The 17488-nt window shown below is 37.5% G+C and carries 16 protein-coding genes; 14 read left to right on the plus strand and 2 right to left on the minus strand.

Going from position 1 to position 17488, the window contains the following annotated elements; translation table 11 throughout:
* Window positions 1-17: 17 nt before the first annotated feature.
* Window positions 18-1415 (plus strand): phosphatase PAP2 family protein, encoded by a 1398-nt coding sequence (locus H4K35_RS11615; protein ID WP_255492449.1) that lies wholly within the window; start codon window positions 18-20, stop codon window positions 1413-1415.
* 7 nt (window positions 1416-1422) lie between these two features.
* On the opposite strand, the gene H4K35_RS11620 is transcribed toward H4K35_RS11615, so the two are convergent.
* Window positions 1423-1995, minus strand: coding sequence for a DinB family protein (locus H4K35_RS11620; protein ID WP_182628136.1), 573 nt, complete (start codon window positions 1993-1995; stop codon window positions 1423-1425).
* A 290-nt stretch (window positions 1996-2285) separates the two neighbouring features.
* On the opposite strand from H4K35_RS11620, the gene H4K35_RS11625 reads away from it, so the two are divergent.
* From H4K35_RS11625 to H4K35_RS11655, 7 genes are all read left to right on the plus strand, one after another.
* Entirely contained in the window at window positions 2286-3410 is a 1125-nt protein-coding gene (locus H4K35_RS11625; protein ID WP_182628137.1) for a cysteine desulfurase family protein, read from the plus strand.
* A gap of 149 nt (window positions 3411-3559) precedes the next feature.
* Window positions 3560-4732 (plus strand): AIR synthase related protein, encoded by a 1173-nt coding sequence (locus H4K35_RS11630; protein ID WP_182628138.1) that lies wholly within the window; start codon window positions 3560-3562, stop codon window positions 4730-4732.
* 1 nt (window position 4733) lies between these two features.
* On the plus strand, window positions 4734-5150 hold the full coding sequence (gene ruvX / locus H4K35_RS11635; RefSeq protein WP_182628139.1) for a Holliday junction resolvase RuvX: 417 nt from the start codon (window positions 4734-4736) through the stop codon (window positions 5148-5150).
* 87 nt (window positions 5151-5237) lie between these two features.
* Entirely contained in the window at window positions 5238-6734 is a 1497-nt protein-coding gene (locus H4K35_RS11640) for a malate:quinone oxidoreductase (protein WP_182628140.1), read from the plus strand.
* Between the two features lie 293 nt (window positions 6735-7027).
* A complete protein-coding gene (locus H4K35_RS11645; protein WP_182628141.1) occupies window positions 7028-8506 on the plus strand; it encodes a catalase in 1479 nt (492 codons plus the stop codon).
* Between the two features lie 728 nt (window positions 8507-9234).
* Window positions 9235-9639: a hypothetical protein gene (locus tag H4K35_RS11650; RefSeq protein WP_182628142.1), complete on the plus strand. Its 405-nt coding sequence runs from the start codon at window positions 9235-9237 to the stop codon at window positions 9637-9639.
* A gap of 1 nt (window position 9640) precedes the next feature.
* On the plus strand, window positions 9641-10252 hold the full coding sequence (locus H4K35_RS11655; protein WP_182628143.1) for a hypothetical protein: 612 nt from the start codon (window positions 9641-9643) through the stop codon (window positions 10250-10252).
* 26 nt (window positions 10253-10278) lie between these two features.
* Here the strand turns inward: H4K35_RS11655 and H4K35_RS11660 are convergent, their stop codons facing one another.
* Complete coding sequence (locus tag H4K35_RS11660) at window positions 10279-10851, minus strand: Crp/Fnr family transcriptional regulator (RefSeq protein ID WP_182628144.1); 573 nt, start codon at window positions 10849-10851, stop codon at window positions 10279-10281.
* 443 nt (window positions 10852-11294) lie between these two features.
* Between H4K35_RS11660 and bioB the strand changes: the two genes are divergently transcribed.
* From bioB to H4K35_RS11690, 6 genes are all read left to right on the plus strand, one after another.
* Window positions 11295-12290, plus strand: coding sequence for a biotin synthase BioB (gene bioB, locus H4K35_RS11665; RefSeq protein WP_182628145.1), 996 nt, complete (start codon window positions 11295-11297; stop codon window positions 12288-12290).
* Window positions 12291-12900: 610 nt separating this feature from the next.
* Window positions 12901-13347, plus strand: a complete 447-nt coding sequence (locus H4K35_RS11670; RefSeq protein WP_182628146.1) for a hypothetical protein — start codon at window positions 12901-12903, stop codon at window positions 13345-13347.
* Window positions 13348-13408: 61 nt separating this feature from the next.
* On the plus strand, window positions 13409-14056 hold the full coding sequence (locus H4K35_RS11675) for an RDD family protein (protein ID WP_182628147.1): 648 nt from the start codon (window positions 13409-13411) through the stop codon (window positions 14054-14056).
* A gap of 182 nt (window positions 14057-14238) precedes the next feature.
* Complete coding sequence (locus H4K35_RS11680; protein WP_182628148.1) at window positions 14239-15369, plus strand: sensor histidine kinase; 1131 nt, start codon at window positions 14239-14241, stop codon at window positions 15367-15369.
* 13 nt (window positions 15370-15382) lie between these two features.
* Window positions 15383-16141 carry a LytTR family DNA-binding domain-containing protein gene (locus H4K35_RS11685; protein WP_182628149.1) on the plus strand — a complete coding sequence of 253 codons (759 nt, stop codon included), beginning with the start codon at window positions 15383-15385 and terminating at the stop codon, window positions 16139-16141.
* Window positions 16142-16282: 141 nt separating this feature from the next.
* Entirely contained in the window at window positions 16283-17479 is a 1197-nt protein-coding gene (locus H4K35_RS11690) for an efflux RND transporter periplasmic adaptor subunit (RefSeq protein ID WP_182628150.1), read from the plus strand.
* The last annotated feature ends 9 nt before the right edge of the window (window positions 17480-17488 follow it).

Below are 17488 nucleotides of genomic sequence, written 5' to 3' on the forward strand. Positions count from 1 at the left end.
AGTTTAGCGTGTGAGAGATGAATATAAAACAGCTTATAGGAATAGTAATGGTATTGAGTTTTACAGGTGGTTATGGTCAGGATATGCCACCGTATTTGTTTCCTTCTGGTTTAAGTGATTCTTTGGATACTGAAAAATATGCGAAGCCAAAAACGAGTTTTTGGGATAAAGAGGTGGTAAAAATTGGGTTTGTTCCCACGCTTTTTTTTGGTGCTACTGCAGCGACCTGGAATAGTAGAGAAGCTATCAGAGAACAGCGAAATCGTTTTATTCCGACCTTCAAGTATCACTTTGATGATTATATGCAATACGCTCCAGCTGCAGTTACTTTTGGATTAAAAGCCTCCGGTGTAAAAGGGCGTAACGAATTCAAGCGTTCCGCCATTACCTACGCAACGAGTGTAGCGATTATGGCAATTTTAGTGAATGGAATTAAATATACGGCCAAAGTAGAACGCCCAGACGGTTCATCGCGTAACTCTTTTCCTTCAGGGCATACGGCCAATGCATTTACTAATGCTGCGTTTTTAGATCGCGAATACGGATTAGTCAATCCTGCTTATTCCATTGGAGGATACGGAGTGGCTACTATGACAGCCGTAGGTAGAGGATTAAACAACAGGCATTGGGTGTCTGACGTATTTGCTGGTGCAGGGATTGGGATTTTATCCTCTCAGTTAGCCTATTTCTTTGTCGATAAAATATATGGGAATAAAGGAGATAACTTGAGCCTACTCTCTCAACTTGAAAGCAATGAAAATCCGTCCTTTTTAGCCATAAAAATGGGATCTGTTGCAGCTCTAGAAAGTATTGTTGAAGATGAAGAGGACGAAACCTTAGCGCGTTTGGGCTGGGAAGCTGGATTGGAAGGGGCTTATTTCTTTACAAAGAATTGGGGAGTAGGAGGGCAATTTGCAGTTGCAGGTTTCCCTTTTAATAAAAGTAGAGTTTCTATTCCTGTAAATCCCGATACACCCGAATATGCCAACAATGCTGATATTATAACGGAATCTTTAGGCTTTTTGAATATTGGTGTAGGGCCTTACTATGCGGTTCATTTTTCAGATCGTTGGAACTTGATGTTTAAAGGATTAGTGGGGTATAGTATTGCAGCACAGGGACACCTGAAATTAAAATACGACAGCCCGAATCAATCGCTAGAAGAAAGTCAAGCGCTTATCATGGCTTCGTATAAGCCAAAGAATGCCATTCAGTTTACAGCAGGTACGGCCTTGACCTATACTTTTGCCTCTAGTTTGGGGGCAACTTTCTATGCCGATTTTAATCATAGCCAATTGAAATACAACTACAGCATTCATCCAGACTTCTTAGACCCTGGAGATCCCCAAGCCTTTACAGATCGGAGCCCGTTTAACTATATGACCGTAGGCATCCGATTGACGGCTTATTTTTGAGGCTTGTTTACGATAAATAGTTTTGTTTTTCAAGTTTCTGATGGACCAAGATGTTTTGTATTTGTACCATATGCCGCAAGTTGTGAAAAACAACAAGTTTTAAGGTATCTCCTAAACGAAGTTTGATCCATTGGTGAATGGAAGTTGAGGTTTTGATTCGATTTAGATTCACTGTCTTCGCTTGTTCTAAAAGAGCAATAAGGCTGTTTTGCTGCTGAATGAAAACCGTTAAAACATTGCGATCTAACTTGTTATTGCTGGGATTCATCGCTTTTGCAGCTTTGATCTTATTGAGTTTGGCTTTGGGCAACATTCTTTTAGCTAAGTAATTGCCAAAATAACCACTTTTGAAAATAGAAGAGGGAGGATAAGAGGGGGCTGTGCTCATTTTGATGGTAATTTCTGGAAGGTAGAAATAACCATAGTAATTGAGGTGCTCAATACATTCTACAATACTCCAACTCGCTGAACGCGGTCTCATCTGCAAAGAAAGGTCCGGGAGTAGTTGAAGTTCTTCTGCCTCTTTTTTGATTTGATGCGTGAGTGTTAATAGGTTTGAAAGAAGTGTAGTAGTATCCATTTTGATTGTTTTTGACAAAATTCCTCTTAATTTTTAACCTAAAAATTGATGCAAGTCAAGATTTTTAAACTCGCTGTTGCATCTATTGACTACCCAACACCACAGCAGGTATTGTTTGTAGTTTCCTCCAGTACGACTAGGGAAAAAGATATAATGTGATAATATAGAAGTGATTTTAGCAATATCTTTTTTGTTTTTATTACATTTGTACGACGAATAAAAAAACGACTTATAAAACATAATTACGTTCCAAATGGGATGTAACCAAGCTTGCTATAATTAATTAAGTAATGAAACAAATTTATCTGGATAATGCCGCAACGACTTCTGTTCGACCAGAAGTAATTGACGAAATGGTGAAAGTATTGAGAAATGATTTTGGTAATCCCTCATCGACCTATTCAATCGGACGGCATGCGAAAGCATTAATTGAAGGGGCAAGAAAAACAATTGCCAAACAATTTAATGTCAATTCTTCAGAGATTATTTTTACTTCATGTGGTACGGAAGGAAACAACTGGATTTTGCTTTCTGCCGTACGCGATTTAGGCGTAGAGCGCATTATCACAACCAAATTAGAACACCACGCTGTTTTAAATACAGTAAAGCATTTAGAGCAAACGTATGGGATTGAGGTGGTATTTTTACCCGTTAATCCTACAAGTGAAATTGACTATGCAACACTAGAGCGCCTATTGCAAGAGGACAAAAAGACCTTGGTCAGTTTAATGCACGTAAACAACGAAGTAGGCACGGAATTAGATTTAGAGAAGGTAGCGCATTTGTGCGAAACGCATCAAGCACTTTTTCACTGTGATACGGTTCAATCAATAGGAAAGAAACGCTTGGATTTAAGCGCCTTACCGATCGATTTTATTGTGGCAAGTGCACATAAATTCCACGGACCTAAAGGCATTGGATTTGCTTTTATCCGCAAGAAAAATGTTTTGAAACCCGTAATTTTTGGGGGAGAACAAGAAAAAGGATTACGCGCAGGAACCGAAGGAGTACACCAAGTAGTAGGAATGGCCAAAGCATTGGAAATGGCCTATGACTTGTTAGAAGAAGAAAGCGCTTATATCGCTGGTATAAAAGCGTACTGCCAACAGCGTTTGTTAGAAGTTTATCCTGATGTTAAGTTCAACGGAAACAAAGATGGTTTTTACAATATCTTAAATGTATTGTTGCCTATGACGCAAGAAAAGGCAGCCATGATGTTGTTTCAATTAGATATGAAAGGAATTGCTGTGTCAAGAGGAAGTGCTTGCCAATCTGGTAGCCAAAAGCCATCACACGTGTTAGCGCAATTCCTGGACGAAGAAGATTTGAAGAAACCAAGCTTAAGATTGTCTTTTAGCCATGAAAATACAAAAGAAGATATCGATCGTTTGATTGAACTTCTTCAAGAAATTTAAGAAAAAAAATCTACTAAGTTGAATTAGTAGATTTTTTTGTTTTTCAATTAGTCAAAAAATAAACAAAAAAGAGGTAAAAAAATGTTAATGTAAAAAGCTTTGTTTTACAATAACATTCGCATTAAATTTGCACAAACAACACACTATTTATGAGTTCAAGTAATAGATACGCGCTTCGCGGAGTTTCTGCTGAGAAAGAAGATGTTCACAATGCAATTAAGAACATAGATAAGGGATTGTTTCCTAAAGCATTCTGTAAAATTATTCCCGATCATCTAACAGGTGATGAAGAATATTGTTTGATTATGCATGCAGATGGAGCAGGAACAAAATCGTCATTAGCTTATATGTATTGGAAAGAAACAGGAGATATTTCTGTTTGGAAAGGGATTGCTCAAGATGCCTTAATCATGAATATTGACGATTTATTGTGTGTGGGTGCAACAGATAATATTTTGTTGTCTAGCACAATTGGACGAAATAAAAACTTGGTTCCTGGCGAAGTGATTTCGGCTATCATCAACGGAACAGAAGAACTTATCGAAGAACTAAAATCTTTTGGTGTTACGATTCACTCCACAGGAGGAGAAACAGCTGATGTGGGCGACTTAGTGCGCACAATCATCGTAGATTCAACAGTTACTGCACGTATGAAACGCAGTGACGTTATTGATAATGCCAATATTAAAGCAGGAGATGTGATCGTAGGATTAGAGTCCTTCGGACAAGCAACTTACGAAAAAGACTACAATGGCGGTATGGGAAGTAACGGACTTACTTCGGCTCGTCATGATGTGTTTGATCATTCTTTAGCTGCAAAATATCCTGAGAGCTATGATGCATCTGTACCAGAAGAGCTAGTCTATTCAGGAAAGGTTCACTTAACAGATACAGTTGCAAATGCACCTATAGACGCTGGAAAATTAGTGCTTTCACCAACCAGAACATATGCGCCTATCATCAAAGCCATTTTGGATAAATACAAGGCAAATGATGTTCATGGAATGATTCACTGTAGTGGTGGTGCACAAACGAAAATCTTACACTTCGTAGATAATCTTCATATTATCAAAGACAATTTATTTGACGTTCCTCCTTTGTTTCAATTGATACAAGAACAATCAAAAACCGATTGGAGAGAAATGTATCAGGTATTCAACTGTGGACATCGCATGGAATTGTACGTAAACCCTGCTATTGCAGAAGATATTATCGCTATCGCAAAAACATTTAATGTAAGAGCACAAATCGTAGGGCGTGTAGAAGATGCAGCAGATAAAAAATTAACGATTCAATCATCATACGGGACATTTACATACTAAAATGGGACGTTTATTAGCTATTGATTTTGGTCAAAAAAGAACAGGTATCGCAGTAACCGATGAGTTTCAAATTATCGCTTCGGGCTTAACAACTGTGAATACAAGTGAATTAATGTCTTTTTTAAAAGATTATTTTCAGAAAGAAAATGTAGAAAAAGTAATCATTGGTGAACCCAAACGCTTAAACAATGAGCCATCGGAAATAACACCCGTTTTAAATGCATTTATCACTGCTTTTAAAAATACATTTCCTACCATGGCTGTTGAGCGGATTGACGAGCGTTTTACGTCTAAAATGGCTTTCCAAACCATGATAGATAGTGGCTTGAAGAAAAAACAAAGGCAGAATAAAGCTTTGATAGACGAAATCGCTGCCACTATAATTCTACAAGATTATATGGGACGTAATGCGTTTTAATTCGTTCTTTTTTAAAATTTTAGTCGTAAAAAACTGTTTTTCCTGTAGATAAAAATTAATTTTGCACATAAATAAATATTCGATATAATGTCAAGTATACAAAAATCTGAGGTTGATGTTGTTTTGGTAGGAGCCGGAATCATGAGTGCTACTCTTGGAATCTTACTAAAAGAATTGAATCCGAACCTAAAAATAGAAATCTTAGAGCGTTTAGATCGCGCTGCGGCTGAGAGCTCAGACGCAATGAATAATGCAGGTACAGGACACTCTGCATTTTGTGAATTAAACTATACACCAGAAAAACCCGATGGTAGTATTGACGCAACTAAAGCTATTAGCATTGTTGAGCAATTCGAACTTTCTAGGCAGTTCTGGTCATACTTGGTAAATAAAAATGTTTTAAAAGATCCTAGAAAATTTATCAATTCTGTACCACATATGAGTTTTGTATGGGGGAAAGATAATGTGAATTTCTTGGAAAAACGATACAATGAGCTTCAAAAATACCCTTTGTTCCACGGGATGGAGTTCTCAAAAGACGTGAACCAAATCAAAGCTTGGGCACCACTTCTAATGGAAGAAAGAAAGTTAGACGACGTTTATGCCGCAACCTATATGCCTATAGGTACGGATGTGAACTTCGGTGAATTGACTCGAGAAATCTTTGATCACCTCACCCAAGAAGACGGCGTAAACGTACACTTTAATCATCAAGTGACGGATATTAAGCGCAAAGGTGATAAATGGAGCGTTTCTTCAAAAGATGAAAAAACAGGGGAACACAAAAAAGTCAAAGCAAAATTTGTGTTTGTCGGTGCAGGTGGAGGAGCAATCTTGTTGTTGCAAAAGGCAGATATCCCTGAAAGTAAAGGGTATGGAGGATTTCCAGTTGGTGGAGAATGGCTGGTGTGTAATAACCCTGAAATCGTGAAAAAACACATGGCAAAAGTATATGGAAAAGCATCGGTAGGTGCACCTCCTATGTCTGTGCCACACTTGGATACACGTTTTATCGACGGAAAACACTCTTTGTTATTCGGACCTTATGCGGGATTCTCTACGAAATTCTTGAAACGCGGATCGAATATGGACTTGTTTAAGTCATTAGAACTAAACAATATCGGTCCTATGTTAGGTGCGGGAATACGCAACCTAGACTTAACTAAATACTTAATTGGGCAAGTGCTACAATCCGATAAATCGCGATATGAATCCCTAAAAGAGTATTTTCCTAATGCAAAAGACGAGGATTGGAAAGTGGAACACGCTGGACAACGCGTACAAGTAATTAAAAGAGATAAAGACGGTAAAGGTATTCTACAGTTCGGAACAGAAGTAGTAAACGCTGCAGATGGCTCAATTGCCGCTCTATTAGGAGCTTCTCCTGGAGCATCGACCGCAACAGCTATTATGCTAAAATTACTTGCAAACTGTTTCCCAACTGAATTTAATTCGCCAGCTTGGCAAGCAAAGTTCAAAGAAATGATTCCTTCTTATGGACTTAAATTAAACGAACACCCCGAATTAGTTGATGAAGTTAGAGAAAATTGCTCTAAAGTGTTGAAAATTTTCCCAAACAACTAAATCACCTACTTGAATGATACTATAAGCACCTTTACTAGTTAAAGGTGCTTTTTTTATTTGAGTAAACCGCCAATCTGTGCAATGTTTATCCGTGTTTTGAGCCTATTGCATCCGTTCTTTGATTCGATTTCTCCGCTTAAAGCGTATCTACATAATTGATTTTATTTATTGTTATTTTTACATCCATAGATTTTATTTATTCAATTATAACCTATTGGTATGAGAATACTTCTGGCAAAGGGTTGATAATTAGTATCTTTGAATTAGAAAATAACGAAATAAAGTATAGCACTATGGAAAACAAAAAACTAACAACAGCAGCAGGGAGACCTTATGTAGAACATGAAAATTCGATGACAGCCGGTGAGCGTGGACCAGTATTATTGCAAGATTACATCTTGCATGAAAAGATGGCACACTTTAACCGAGAACGCATTCCAGAGCGCGTGGTACACGCCAAAGGCTCGGGTGCTTTTGGTACCTTTACTGTAACGAATGATATTACTCAATACACCAAAGCAAAATTATTTAGTGAAGTAGGGAAAAAAACAGATGTATTCTTGCGTTTCTCTACGGTAGGTGGGGAGAAAGGATCAGCTGATTCTGAACGCGATCCACGTGGGTTCGCTGTGAAATTCTACACAGAAGATGGAAATTGGGATCTCGTTGGAAACAATACGCCTGTTTTCTTTATTAAAGATGCGAAAAAGTTTAGTGATTTTATTCACACCCAAAAACGTCATCCACAGACAAACTTAAAATCGGCAACGATGATGTGGGACTTCTGGTCCTTGAATCCTGAGAGTTTACACCAAGTGTTGATTTTGATGTCAGATCGCGGTACCCCATTTGGTTATAGACACATGAATGGATATGGTAGCCATACCTTCTCAATGATCAACAAGGACAATGAACGCGTATATGTGAAGTTTCACTTCAAAACTGCTCAAGGTATTAAAAACTTAACAGGGCCTGAAGCCGATGCTATGCGTGCAACGGATATGGATTACGCACAACGCGATCTTTTTGAACACATTGAAAAAGGAGAATTTCCAAAATGGAACCTTAAAATTCAAGTAATGACCGAAGCAGAAAGTCGCGTGGCAAAAGTAAATCCATTTGACGTAACAAAAGTTTGGCCACATAAAGACTATCCATTGATTGATGTTGGAGTGCTCGAACTAAATAAAAACCCACATAACTACTTCCAAGACGTAGAACAAGCTGCTTTTGCACCAACACATATTGTCGATGGTATCGGATTTTCTCCTGACCGTATGCTACAAGGACGTATCTTGTCTTATCCTGATGCACAACGCTATCGCTTGGGAGCAAACTACCAGCAAATTCCAGTTAACCGTTGCCCATTTGCTACAAACAACTACCACAGAGATGGAAGCATGCGCATAGATGGCAATGGGGGAAGTGAACCGAACTATTACCCAAATAGTTTTGATTCGATGCTGATAGACGAAAGCTATAAAGAACCGGCTTTAGATCTAGGGCAACAAGTAGTAGCTGACCACTATGATAGAAATGGTGTTGGGGAGGATGATCACTTTACACAACCAGGAAACCTATATCGTATTATGACGGACGAAGCCAAAGCAAATACAGTGGCGAATATCGTAAGCGCTATGTCGGGAATCGACGGACCTAAACGAGAGGAAATTATCATGCGTCAGTTATGTCACTGGTTTAGAGCGGATGCGGACTTAGGTATGCGAATTGCCAAAGGATTGCAAGTTGATGTGAGTAAATTCATGCAATAGATTGTAAACTAGAACAATAAAAGAGGCTGTCTAAAAAGCCTATAAAACAAAACCCCGTCTAAAAAAGGCGGGGTTTTTTCATGGGGTGTCCTGATCGTGCGGATTTTTAATTGTGCAGTGAAAATAGTTGTTTCAATCTATAGAACAATCTCAACAAAATACAAACAACAGATATTCATAGTTCTTATTTCATAAACTAACAACAGGGGGATAGATAGATGAAGGCGCGGATTGCAAATCCGCGTCATCGGATAGGGTTTTGTTCGGGTCTTGTTCGAGTCATGTTCGAGTCAGCTTCGGTAAATCGACGATAAACCCCCGTAAATACAAAGGATTGTCGAAGAAGACCCGAACAAGAGTAAAATAAAACCAAAGAAACGACTGAATAACAGTTGTGTGTGCTTTTTTTTGCTGGAAAAACAAACCCATTTGTGCTTTTGTTTTCCAAATAGTAGAAAAACACGGAAGGAGATATTTCAGGTTAATTTCGACTGATGTTGGTTTGTATCGTATTCATGTAGCTTGTGAATAGCAAAAAACGATTGTAAAAAAAGTAATCTGCGCTATCGGAATAGCTAAAGGCGCGGATTGCAAATTCGCACCATCGGAAGGGAGTAAATTTATGTCTTAACTAGGTTTTTATGTTTTATAGGTAAATAATTTTTGATAATTTGCTTTTTTTACGTTCTATAATTAATATATTAGCTTAATATTAAGTTAATGTAATTATGAAAAGAACCATTGTATTTCTCTTTTGCGTATTCGGATTGTTTTCGTGTATAGAACGCCAGTATGAAGGTGATGAACGTTATGTCGTACAAGGAACTTTTGTCAAGGATGGGAAACCACTGCAGCATGAATTAGTGGTAATTGATGCTTATGACATTAATTCAAATGTCGATACAAGTGAAAAGCCTTTGGACAATAATCTCAACGATCCTACTTATCGCTATACCGTAGTGAATGAAACTTATACAGATGAGCATGGAGCTTTTAAAGTCAGCTTCCCTGGAGGCTATTATAAATATGTGATAAAGCTTGATAAATACAGTAAATTCATCTTGAATGGTAAATTTGTCAGAGCAACTAGGGTTATTGATTTAGGTACTACTGATATCGCTAAAAAGGAATAAGATGGAAATAAAGAAAGCAATACAGCTAGTTGGATTAGTTATGTGTATGGGGCTTAGTTCAATTCAAACACAAGCACAAGATTCTAAAGACAAAGTCATATGGCTGCGCAATACGAGTTTTTACTTCACCAATTCTTTTTACTTCGGTGATAATATGATGGCTGATGCCCACAGGGTCCACAACATGGGAGCAGACGTAAAGTTGGGAATTGTTCGCTATAAGAATGTGGGGGTAGCTTTATTTGCTGGATTCACTAAGCTCAAAGTAGTGGATACTCAGATGATCGGATTAGTTACTTCTTCCCAACAAATCAAAGGAGGAGCAACCCTTTTTTATCAATTAGATATTACACCTAGCAGTACGTTTAAACCCGAGTTTGGAATCTATGACCTCTCTTTTACTTCTAAAGGAGAATATATCGATATCAAATCCATGTCAGGAACAGGAATGTTGGTAGGAACAGAATATCAATACAACGTATCGAAAAATTTTCGAGGCGTTGTAGGGTTACACTATCACTGGAACAAATATAATGTGCATACCCCTAAGGAGTATAAGAATTATTTTGAACGCGCCAATTATATTCAACTATCTGTTGGATTTAATTTTTAATCCGGTAAAATAGGGGAAGAATTGACTTATTCTTCCTCTTGTATCTTTTTTAAGGCGCGATTTAAGGTTCGCGTGGTAATACCCAAATACGAGGCCATATCCTCCTTAGAGATATCCACTTGGTTTTTCTCCTGTAGAGCCAATAATTTTTCTAAAGCGTGTTCAACCGTATACAATTGTTGAAATGAAGCCCGTTCGCTAGTGTGATAAACGCGCAAGGCCTCAACCGATAACAGTACGTTGTTGAAGGTGAGGTCGGTTTTGAGCAAATGGTCAAAAATAGACAACGGTATTACATAGGCATTGACATAAGAAATGGCTTCGACTGAACACAAACACGGCATTTTGCCAAGATATTCGATTTCACCCATAATTTCTCCACGACTCAAAAATTCAGGAATATACTCCTTGCCGTTTTCTTCTGTTATATAACATTTGGTTATTCCCTCGCGGATTACAATGATCTTGGTGATTTGCTCCCCTTGAGTCAATAAGATATCTTTGGGGTTATACTGTACCAATTGAATTTTATCGGCAATGATGTCTTTGTGGGCGATGGATTCGATATAGGATAAAAAATCAACGTTTATTCTTAACATATATTTATCATTAAAGGGACAAATGTCCTAGTAAAGGTTGAAATTAATATGGAATTTTGCTTTGTTCAAATGTAAAGAATATAATCTTAGCGTTGTGTTGCGTTAAGATAGATTTAAACAAATGGAACGCAAAAAAACAAGATAGCTAAAATACAAGTTAGATAAAAACAGAAGAATTGTGTGTAAGTGATTAAAAGATTCTGTTTTTAACGTATAAAATATCGTGTTGTGGTATACCTCGTATACCGATAACTTTGTGTTGGTTTTCAGACCCTCGTCTGAAAATAAAAAGAGTGTGGTTAGATTAAAAAAAGAAGTCCTTTTTAGGGCTTCTTTTTTTTATGGTCTTTGTCAACCGGTCTAGGTTGTTTTTTTATACCGGATGCCTACTTCTGATGTTCTGCTCAATATTTTTGGCGCTTTACTCAAAATTAAACTAGATTATGACTACAACATCGACACCGCCAAAAGCGATTGTTCGCAACAATTGGACCAAAGAGGAGATTCAAGCGATATACGATTTACCTCTCATGGAATTGGTCTATCAAGCAGCAAGTATCCACCGACAATTTCACAACCCCAGTGAAGTACAAGTAAGTACATTGTTGTCGATAAAAACAGGAGGATGCCCAGAAGATTGTTCCTATTGTGGGCAAGCAGCGCGTTATCATACGGACATAAAAGTACAGCGATTATTGTCAGTAGAAACTGTTTTAGAGCACGCAAAAAAGGCAAAAGCCAATGGTTCTTCTCGATTTTGTATGGCTGCAGCTTGGCGTGAGGTACGCGATAACCGCGACTTCGATCAAGTGATTGAGATGGTAAAAGGCGTAAATGCACTCAATATGGAGGTTTGCTGTACGTTGGGTATGTTGACTGAAAATCAGGCAAAACGCCTACAAGAAGCTGGACTTTATGCGTATAACCACAATTTAGATACGTCTGAATCCCATTATAAAGATATCATTTCAACGCGAACCTATGACCAGCGATTGAACACCATTGAATCGGTGCGAAAAGCGGGAATTACCGTTTGTTCGGGTGGAATCATCGGTTTAGGAGAAACTGATCAGGATCGGATTGCTATGCTTTTGACTTTGAGTACAATGGAAAAACACCCCGAATCTGTCCCTATTAACGCATTGGCTCGCGTCAAAGGAACACCTTTAGAAGATTTGCCCAAAACAGATAGTTGGGAAATGGTGCGCATGATTGCTACGGCTCGTATTCTAATGCCTAAAACCATGGTCCGATTAAGCGCAGGCCGTTTAGAAATGAGCGAAGCGGAGCAAGGTTGGTGCTTTTTTGCCGGCGCAAACTCAATCTTCTCCGGGGAAGACCAAACTTTACTCGTTACACCAAACCCTGCTTTGGATCAAGATCAACGCTTATTTCAAAAATTAGGGCTTAGTCCCATGATTTTAAATGAAAAAAAATAGTAGTAAATGGTATACCCTATGTTTTTCAAAAAAAAATACAATGCATTTTTCGCATTGTATTTTTTTTATGGATTCGTCATTTGTGAAATTTTATTAAAAATAAATAAAGGATAAACCAATTTACTTGGCGTTATTTTATCACTAAGTCCGTTGTGTAACTAAATCTTTAAGCTATTGTGCTCCAACTTTAAAAGCAGTAAAAAAAGATACAATTTGTTAATGTATAGTTAATTTTTAGAACGATTTTAGATAATCGGACGGTAAGGGTTTGATTTTAAGTCTGCTGTGTTTAGGTAAGTTTTTCTACTCTAAATATCGGTAAAGTATCGTAAATACTGATGATATTTGTCATTTTTGCCTAGTAGATATTAAAATACTTTTGTGACAAGTTAATAAGTAATAAAGACGTCTTTTTAAAATTTAGTTTATTGTTTTAACTGTGGATTTTTTGAATTTTTACCTATTTTGGTTAAAATATGATTTATATTGCAAAAATTAGTAAAATAATTATTTGTTAAGTATTTTTTAGTAAATTAGATACATCAAAGAAAAGTAGTTTAGAACATAAAATTAAAAGTAACTATTGTTTAACCCCTTAATAGACTATGTTATGAAAAAAGTTTTAAAATGGACCTTGGCTGTTGTAGTATCAGTTAGTCTTGGTATGTCAGTGGTAAGTTGTAGTAATGATGAAGGCGGAAATGAGATCGAACAGCGATCGATTAAATCCGTAAAAGAGAATCATTTAGAAAAAGATTGGATCGCTGCACACTTTGAATTCACGGAATCATGTAAAGGAGCTGCGCGTTTCGCTTACCAAGTTTCCGCTGTGCATATTTCCTTAAAAGGAAAGAATTTCAAAGCTGTCGACAAGTACAGTTTGAAAGAAGATCGCGGGACTTGGCTATTGGATAATGATGTAATAGTTGTAGATAGTGAAGAATTTGGGCAATCGTTTACATTTAAAATTAAAGAGCTAAAAAATAATTCATTATATGTAGATGTCATTGGACATGATGATATAACGGCGATTGAGTTAGTTACTTTTACACCTTAGAGCGGTAAAAAAAATAGGGAGATACCGAATGCTTTCGTATTTTTACAGTAAAAACATGGACATGGAAAAGATGTATTTTATTGTAATAGACAGCCAAAAGCAGGGGCCCTATTCAAAAGAAGAGCTAATCGAAATGAGGATTTCACCCTCTACTTTAGTGTGGTTTGAAGGCCTTGAAAACTGGGTAGAAGCTAGGCAAATTGAAGACTTACAAGCGGTATTTCAATATAATTTCCCCAATCCACAAGGTGGATATCAATTAAATACGCAAGAACAACGCGTGGGAAATGTGGTTTATCATGCTGATAATATGCATATAACCTTATTTACCCCTCAGGGAGAACTATATTATAGATACGCAGCATTTGGAGATCGGCTGGTTGCTTTTATACTTGATCGGTTGATCTGTTTGCTTTTGAGTATTCTTCCTCTTGTGGGACCATGGCTGTACTATGCACTACTGCACTCGAGCAGTGATCAAGCAACCGTAGGCCAACGAGCGATGAATATTAAGTGTATTAGTGAAGAGGGAAATCCAATTGATTTCGGTCAAGCAACAGGGCGATTTTTTATGTCCCTTGTCTCTGGATTTATCTTCTTTATTGGATACTTTTTATACTTCGGAAGTGCAAAAAAACAGACCTTGCACGATAGTGTTGCTAAAACACTAGTAGTACGAGAAATAGGACGCAAAAATTATGGTTTTTAACCACATACAAAAAAAGCTAGCTTCTAAAGCTGGCTTTTTTTACGCATTTTTGTATTGGTGTTAACCCCAAGTTGTGGGTTTCAAGATACGGTAGTACATTTGTACGATTCATCATATAATTACTCCTATTGGGTAAGGAATCTTAACAGTTCAGCAAAAAGCTGTTTACTTTTGATAAAATAATGGAAAGAAAGTTGACAAAAAATAAAGCAGACCAATCGCTTTTTACAAAACATTATCGGCTAGTTGTAATTCCAGCTGTTTTTGTATTATACCTTTTTTCGCATTTTTTGCTGAATCCCTATGACCCTGAATGGTATACTACCATTGATGATGATGGACTTTGGCAATCAGGTATTATGATTTTGGTGTATTGTACGCTTATTGGCGAAATTAGTTTGCAATTGAGTCATGCCTTAAATAAGGTTTTGCCTTGGACTAAATACGCAGCTTGGCGGGTGATCGTACAGCTGTTGCTCTTAATTTTTTGCATCTTTACTGTTTATTGTATACTCAATATTGCATATTTGGTTTTGATCCCTTTTGAGTCTGGAGAAGTCTTTGACTTAGAAGCAAAAATAGATGTTTGGCAATCCTTGTTAATCAGTATTAATACAGGTATTTTTATTAGTGTCATTCACACCGGATATTTTTTAATCAAAAATTGGAAGAACTCAATGATGGATGCAGCAGAATTAAAACTTAAAGCAGAACAGTTGGAACGCATTGCGAGTCAGGCAGAATTAGAAACCCTGAAAATGCAATTGGATCCTCATTTTCTATTTAATAATTTTAGTACTTTGTCGGAATTGGTCATTGAAGATCAGCAAATTGCGGTGAAGTTTATCGACCATTTGGCATTGGTTTATCGCTATATGCTTTCCAACGTCAGAAAAAACACCATCAGCTTAAAAGAAGAAATAAGCTTTGTCGAGTCTTATTTTTATCTGATTAAGGAGCGCATGGGACGCAAAGTGGATCTTGTAATTAGCATAGACGAGGCAAGTCAAAATACCTATGCTGTAGCACCAATTGCCTTGCAGTTATTGGTGGAAAATGCAGTAAAACACAATAGTGCATCCAAAGAACACCCCTTAATTATTCATATCGAGGTCGTCAATCAGTATGTTGTTGTGCGCAATAACCTACAAAAGTTGGTGGTCGAGCTACCTTCATCCAAAGTAGGATTAAAAAATGTCGTTGATCGCTATCGCTTATTGAGTAAGTTAGAGGTTCAAATCGTGCGCAATGAAGCGGAGTTTCTAGTGAAATTACCTTTGTTAGCAGTGAGAGAAAAAAGTATTACAAATTAAATAAACACGGAGTATGAAGGTATTGATTGTCGAAGATGAGGAAAGAAATGCAAATAGGCTAACCCGTCTCTTGCATCAGATAGAACCCGATATGGAGATACAAGCTGTAGTGGAAAGCGTGCAGTCTTGTGTTCGTTGGTTGCAAACTCATGCATCACCGGATTTGATTTTCATGGATATTCGCCTAGAGGACGGCTTGTGTTTTGAAATATTCGAACAAATACACATCACAATCCCCGTTATATTTACAACGTCTTACGATGAGTATGCCTTGAAAGCATTTAAAGTAAACAGCATTGATTATATCATGAAACCTGTACAGGAAGAGGATTTACAACAAGCCTTGACCAAGTTTAAAGGTTTAACCACTACTATAGGATTAACTGATTCCATTCAAAATATTTTAGGCAGTTTAAATAAAAAGGAAATTGTTTACCGCTCGCGTTTTCTAATTCCGTATAAAGATGGATTTCGAACTGTCAAAGTAGAGGAAATCGATTATCTCTATTCGGAGTTGAAAATCACCCATTTGGTCCTGAAAGACAAAAGTGAAATGATTCTCAGTCAAACGATGGAAGAAGTAGAAGAAGAGTTGAATCCTGCCTCTTTTTTTAGAGCGAATAGACAGCACATTTTAGAGATAGACAGTATTCACAACATACAAAACTACTACAACGGAAAATTAAAGGTAACCTTGATTCGCGATCCACAGCGGGAAATAATTATCAGTAGAGACAAAGCTCCTTTGTTTAAAAATTGGTTGAACTCTTAAGCTACTTCGGTAGCTTTTTCTGTTTAATTCCCAGATTAGGTGTTTTATTTTACGCTTCAGCCCCCTTTTTTTACGCTTCAAAACAATAATACTAGTTTGAAATTTCCTTTTTTTCATTTTTGTTGCGTAATATAAAATTTTATGAGTAGAGTTTATAGAAACCTAAGCGTATTTGCTTATGTTGGAGGAGCAGTTTTACTCTTACTTCTTGCAGTAGGATGTAAACAAAACACCAATGATGCCGCACAGATGGGAGGGCATGTGGAAGTAAAAACCGAACGTATAGCGCTTGGTGATGCTGAAATTACCCGTCAGTATACCGCTGCTTTACAGGGGAAGGTTAACGTAGAAGTTAGAGCACAAGCCACAGGATATATCGACAAAATATTGGTGAAAGAAGGAAGCTATGTCAAAAAAGGACAGGCACTTTTCCTGATTGATCGTCAACCTTACCAAATTAAGTTGCAACATGCAGAAGCGACATTAAAAGCAGCTTCATCGGCATTAGTAGATGCACAACTAGAGTTGGATAAGGTAAAATCGCTGGTGGATAATAAGTTTGTATCTCCAATCCAATTGCAAACGGCAAATGCAGCCTTAGATAGCGCAAAAGCAATGGTGGCACAAGCCAAAGCAGCAGTTGCAGAAGCACAGTTGAACTTGAGCTATTGTACCGTAACTGCACCAGTTGATGGATTTTTAGGTCGAATTCCTAAGCTAGTAGGGAATTTAGTAACCGCAGGTGAACCTGAACCCCTAACGACTATGTCGGATATCTCTCAAATTTACGCCTATTTTTCCCTTACCGAGGCAGACTATTTTGACCTGGTAAAAGGAAATAACGGGCAAGCAGATGTTTTACCCATGGACCTCGAACTACAGTTGAGCAATGGTGATATCTATCCGCTAAAAGGAAAAGTAGATATGATTAACGGGGAGTTTGACAAAGCTACAAATGCCTTGAGTGTACGTGCGGTTTTTGATAATCCTGATAAATTGTTGAGAAATGGTGGAACGGGTATTGTAAGCTTGATCGCTAAGAAAGAAGGTGTACTGCAAGTACCAATTGCCGCTACCTTGGATTTACAAGATAAGGTGTTTGCTTATGTTCTTGGAAAAGACAATCAGGTGGAACAACGCCAATTGAAAATCGTAGGTAAAAACTTACATACGTATTTCGTCCAGAGTGGCATTGAAAACGGCGAGACCATCGTTACCACGGGATTGGATAAAATTGCTGATGGAGATGTGATAGCACCTATACAAGCTACGCCAAACGCACAAATTAGCGCTGCTGAAAAGGAGCAGAAGGACAAAAGAGAAGAAAGCGTCCTATAAAACTAAAAC

The sequence above is a fragment of the Myroides sp. NP-2 genome (assembly GCF_014145665.1).
Lineage (GTDB): Bacteria > Bacteroidota > Bacteroidia > Flavobacteriales > Flavobacteriaceae > Flavobacterium.

Bases quoted from the DNA above. Each gene is read 5' to 3' on its own strand.
- H4K35_RS11615 (WP_255492449.1), top strand. From the start codon at position 18: ATGAATATAAAACAGCTTATAGGAATAGTAATGGTATTGAGTTTTACA.
- H4K35_RS11620 (WP_182628136.1), bottom strand. From the start codon at position 1,995: ATGGATACTACTACACTTCTTTCAAACCTATTAACACTCACGCATCAA.
- H4K35_RS11625 (WP_182628137.1), top strand. From the start codon at position 2,286: ATGAAACAAATTTATCTGGATAATGCCGCAACGACTTCTGTTCGACCA.
- H4K35_RS11630 (WP_182628138.1), top strand. From the start codon at position 3,560: ATGAGTTCAAGTAATAGATACGCGCTTCGCGGAGTTTCTGCTGAGAAA.
- ruvX (WP_182628139.1), top strand. From the start codon at position 4,734: ATGGGACGTTTATTAGCTATTGATTTTGGTCAAAAAAGAACAGGTATC.
- H4K35_RS11640 (WP_182628140.1), top strand. From the start codon at position 5,238: ATGTCAAGTATACAAAAATCTGAGGTTGATGTTGTTTTGGTAGGAGCC.
- H4K35_RS11645 (WP_182628141.1), top strand. From the start codon at position 7,028: ATGGAAAACAAAAAACTAACAACAGCAGCAGGGAGACCTTATGTAGAA.
- H4K35_RS11650 (WP_182628142.1), top strand. From the start codon at position 9,235: ATGAAAAGAACCATTGTATTTCTCTTTTGCGTATTCGGATTGTTTTCG.
- H4K35_RS11655 (WP_182628143.1), top strand. From the start codon at position 9,641: ATGGAAATAAAGAAAGCAATACAGCTAGTTGGATTAGTTATGTGTATG.
- H4K35_RS11660 (WP_182628144.1), bottom strand. From the start codon at position 10,851: ATGTTAAGAATAAACGTTGATTTTTTATCCTATATCGAATCCATCGCC.
- bioB (WP_182628145.1), top strand. From the start codon at position 11,295: ATGACTACAACATCGACACCGCCAAAAGCGATTGTTCGCAACAATTGG.
- H4K35_RS11670 (WP_182628146.1), top strand. From the start codon at position 12,901: ATGAAAAAAGTTTTAAAATGGACCTTGGCTGTTGTAGTATCAGTTAGT.
- H4K35_RS11675 (WP_182628147.1), top strand. From the start codon at position 13,409: ATGGAAAAGATGTATTTTATTGTAATAGACAGCCAAAAGCAGGGGCCC.
- H4K35_RS11680 (WP_182628148.1), top strand. From the start codon at position 14,239: ATGGAAAGAAAGTTGACAAAAAATAAAGCAGACCAATCGCTTTTTACA.
- H4K35_RS11685 (WP_182628149.1), top strand. From the start codon at position 15,383: ATGAAGGTATTGATTGTCGAAGATGAGGAAAGAAATGCAAATAGGCTA.
- H4K35_RS11690 (WP_182628150.1), top strand. From the start codon at position 16,283: ATGAGTAGAGTTTATAGAAACCTAAGCGTATTTGCTTATGTTGGAGGA.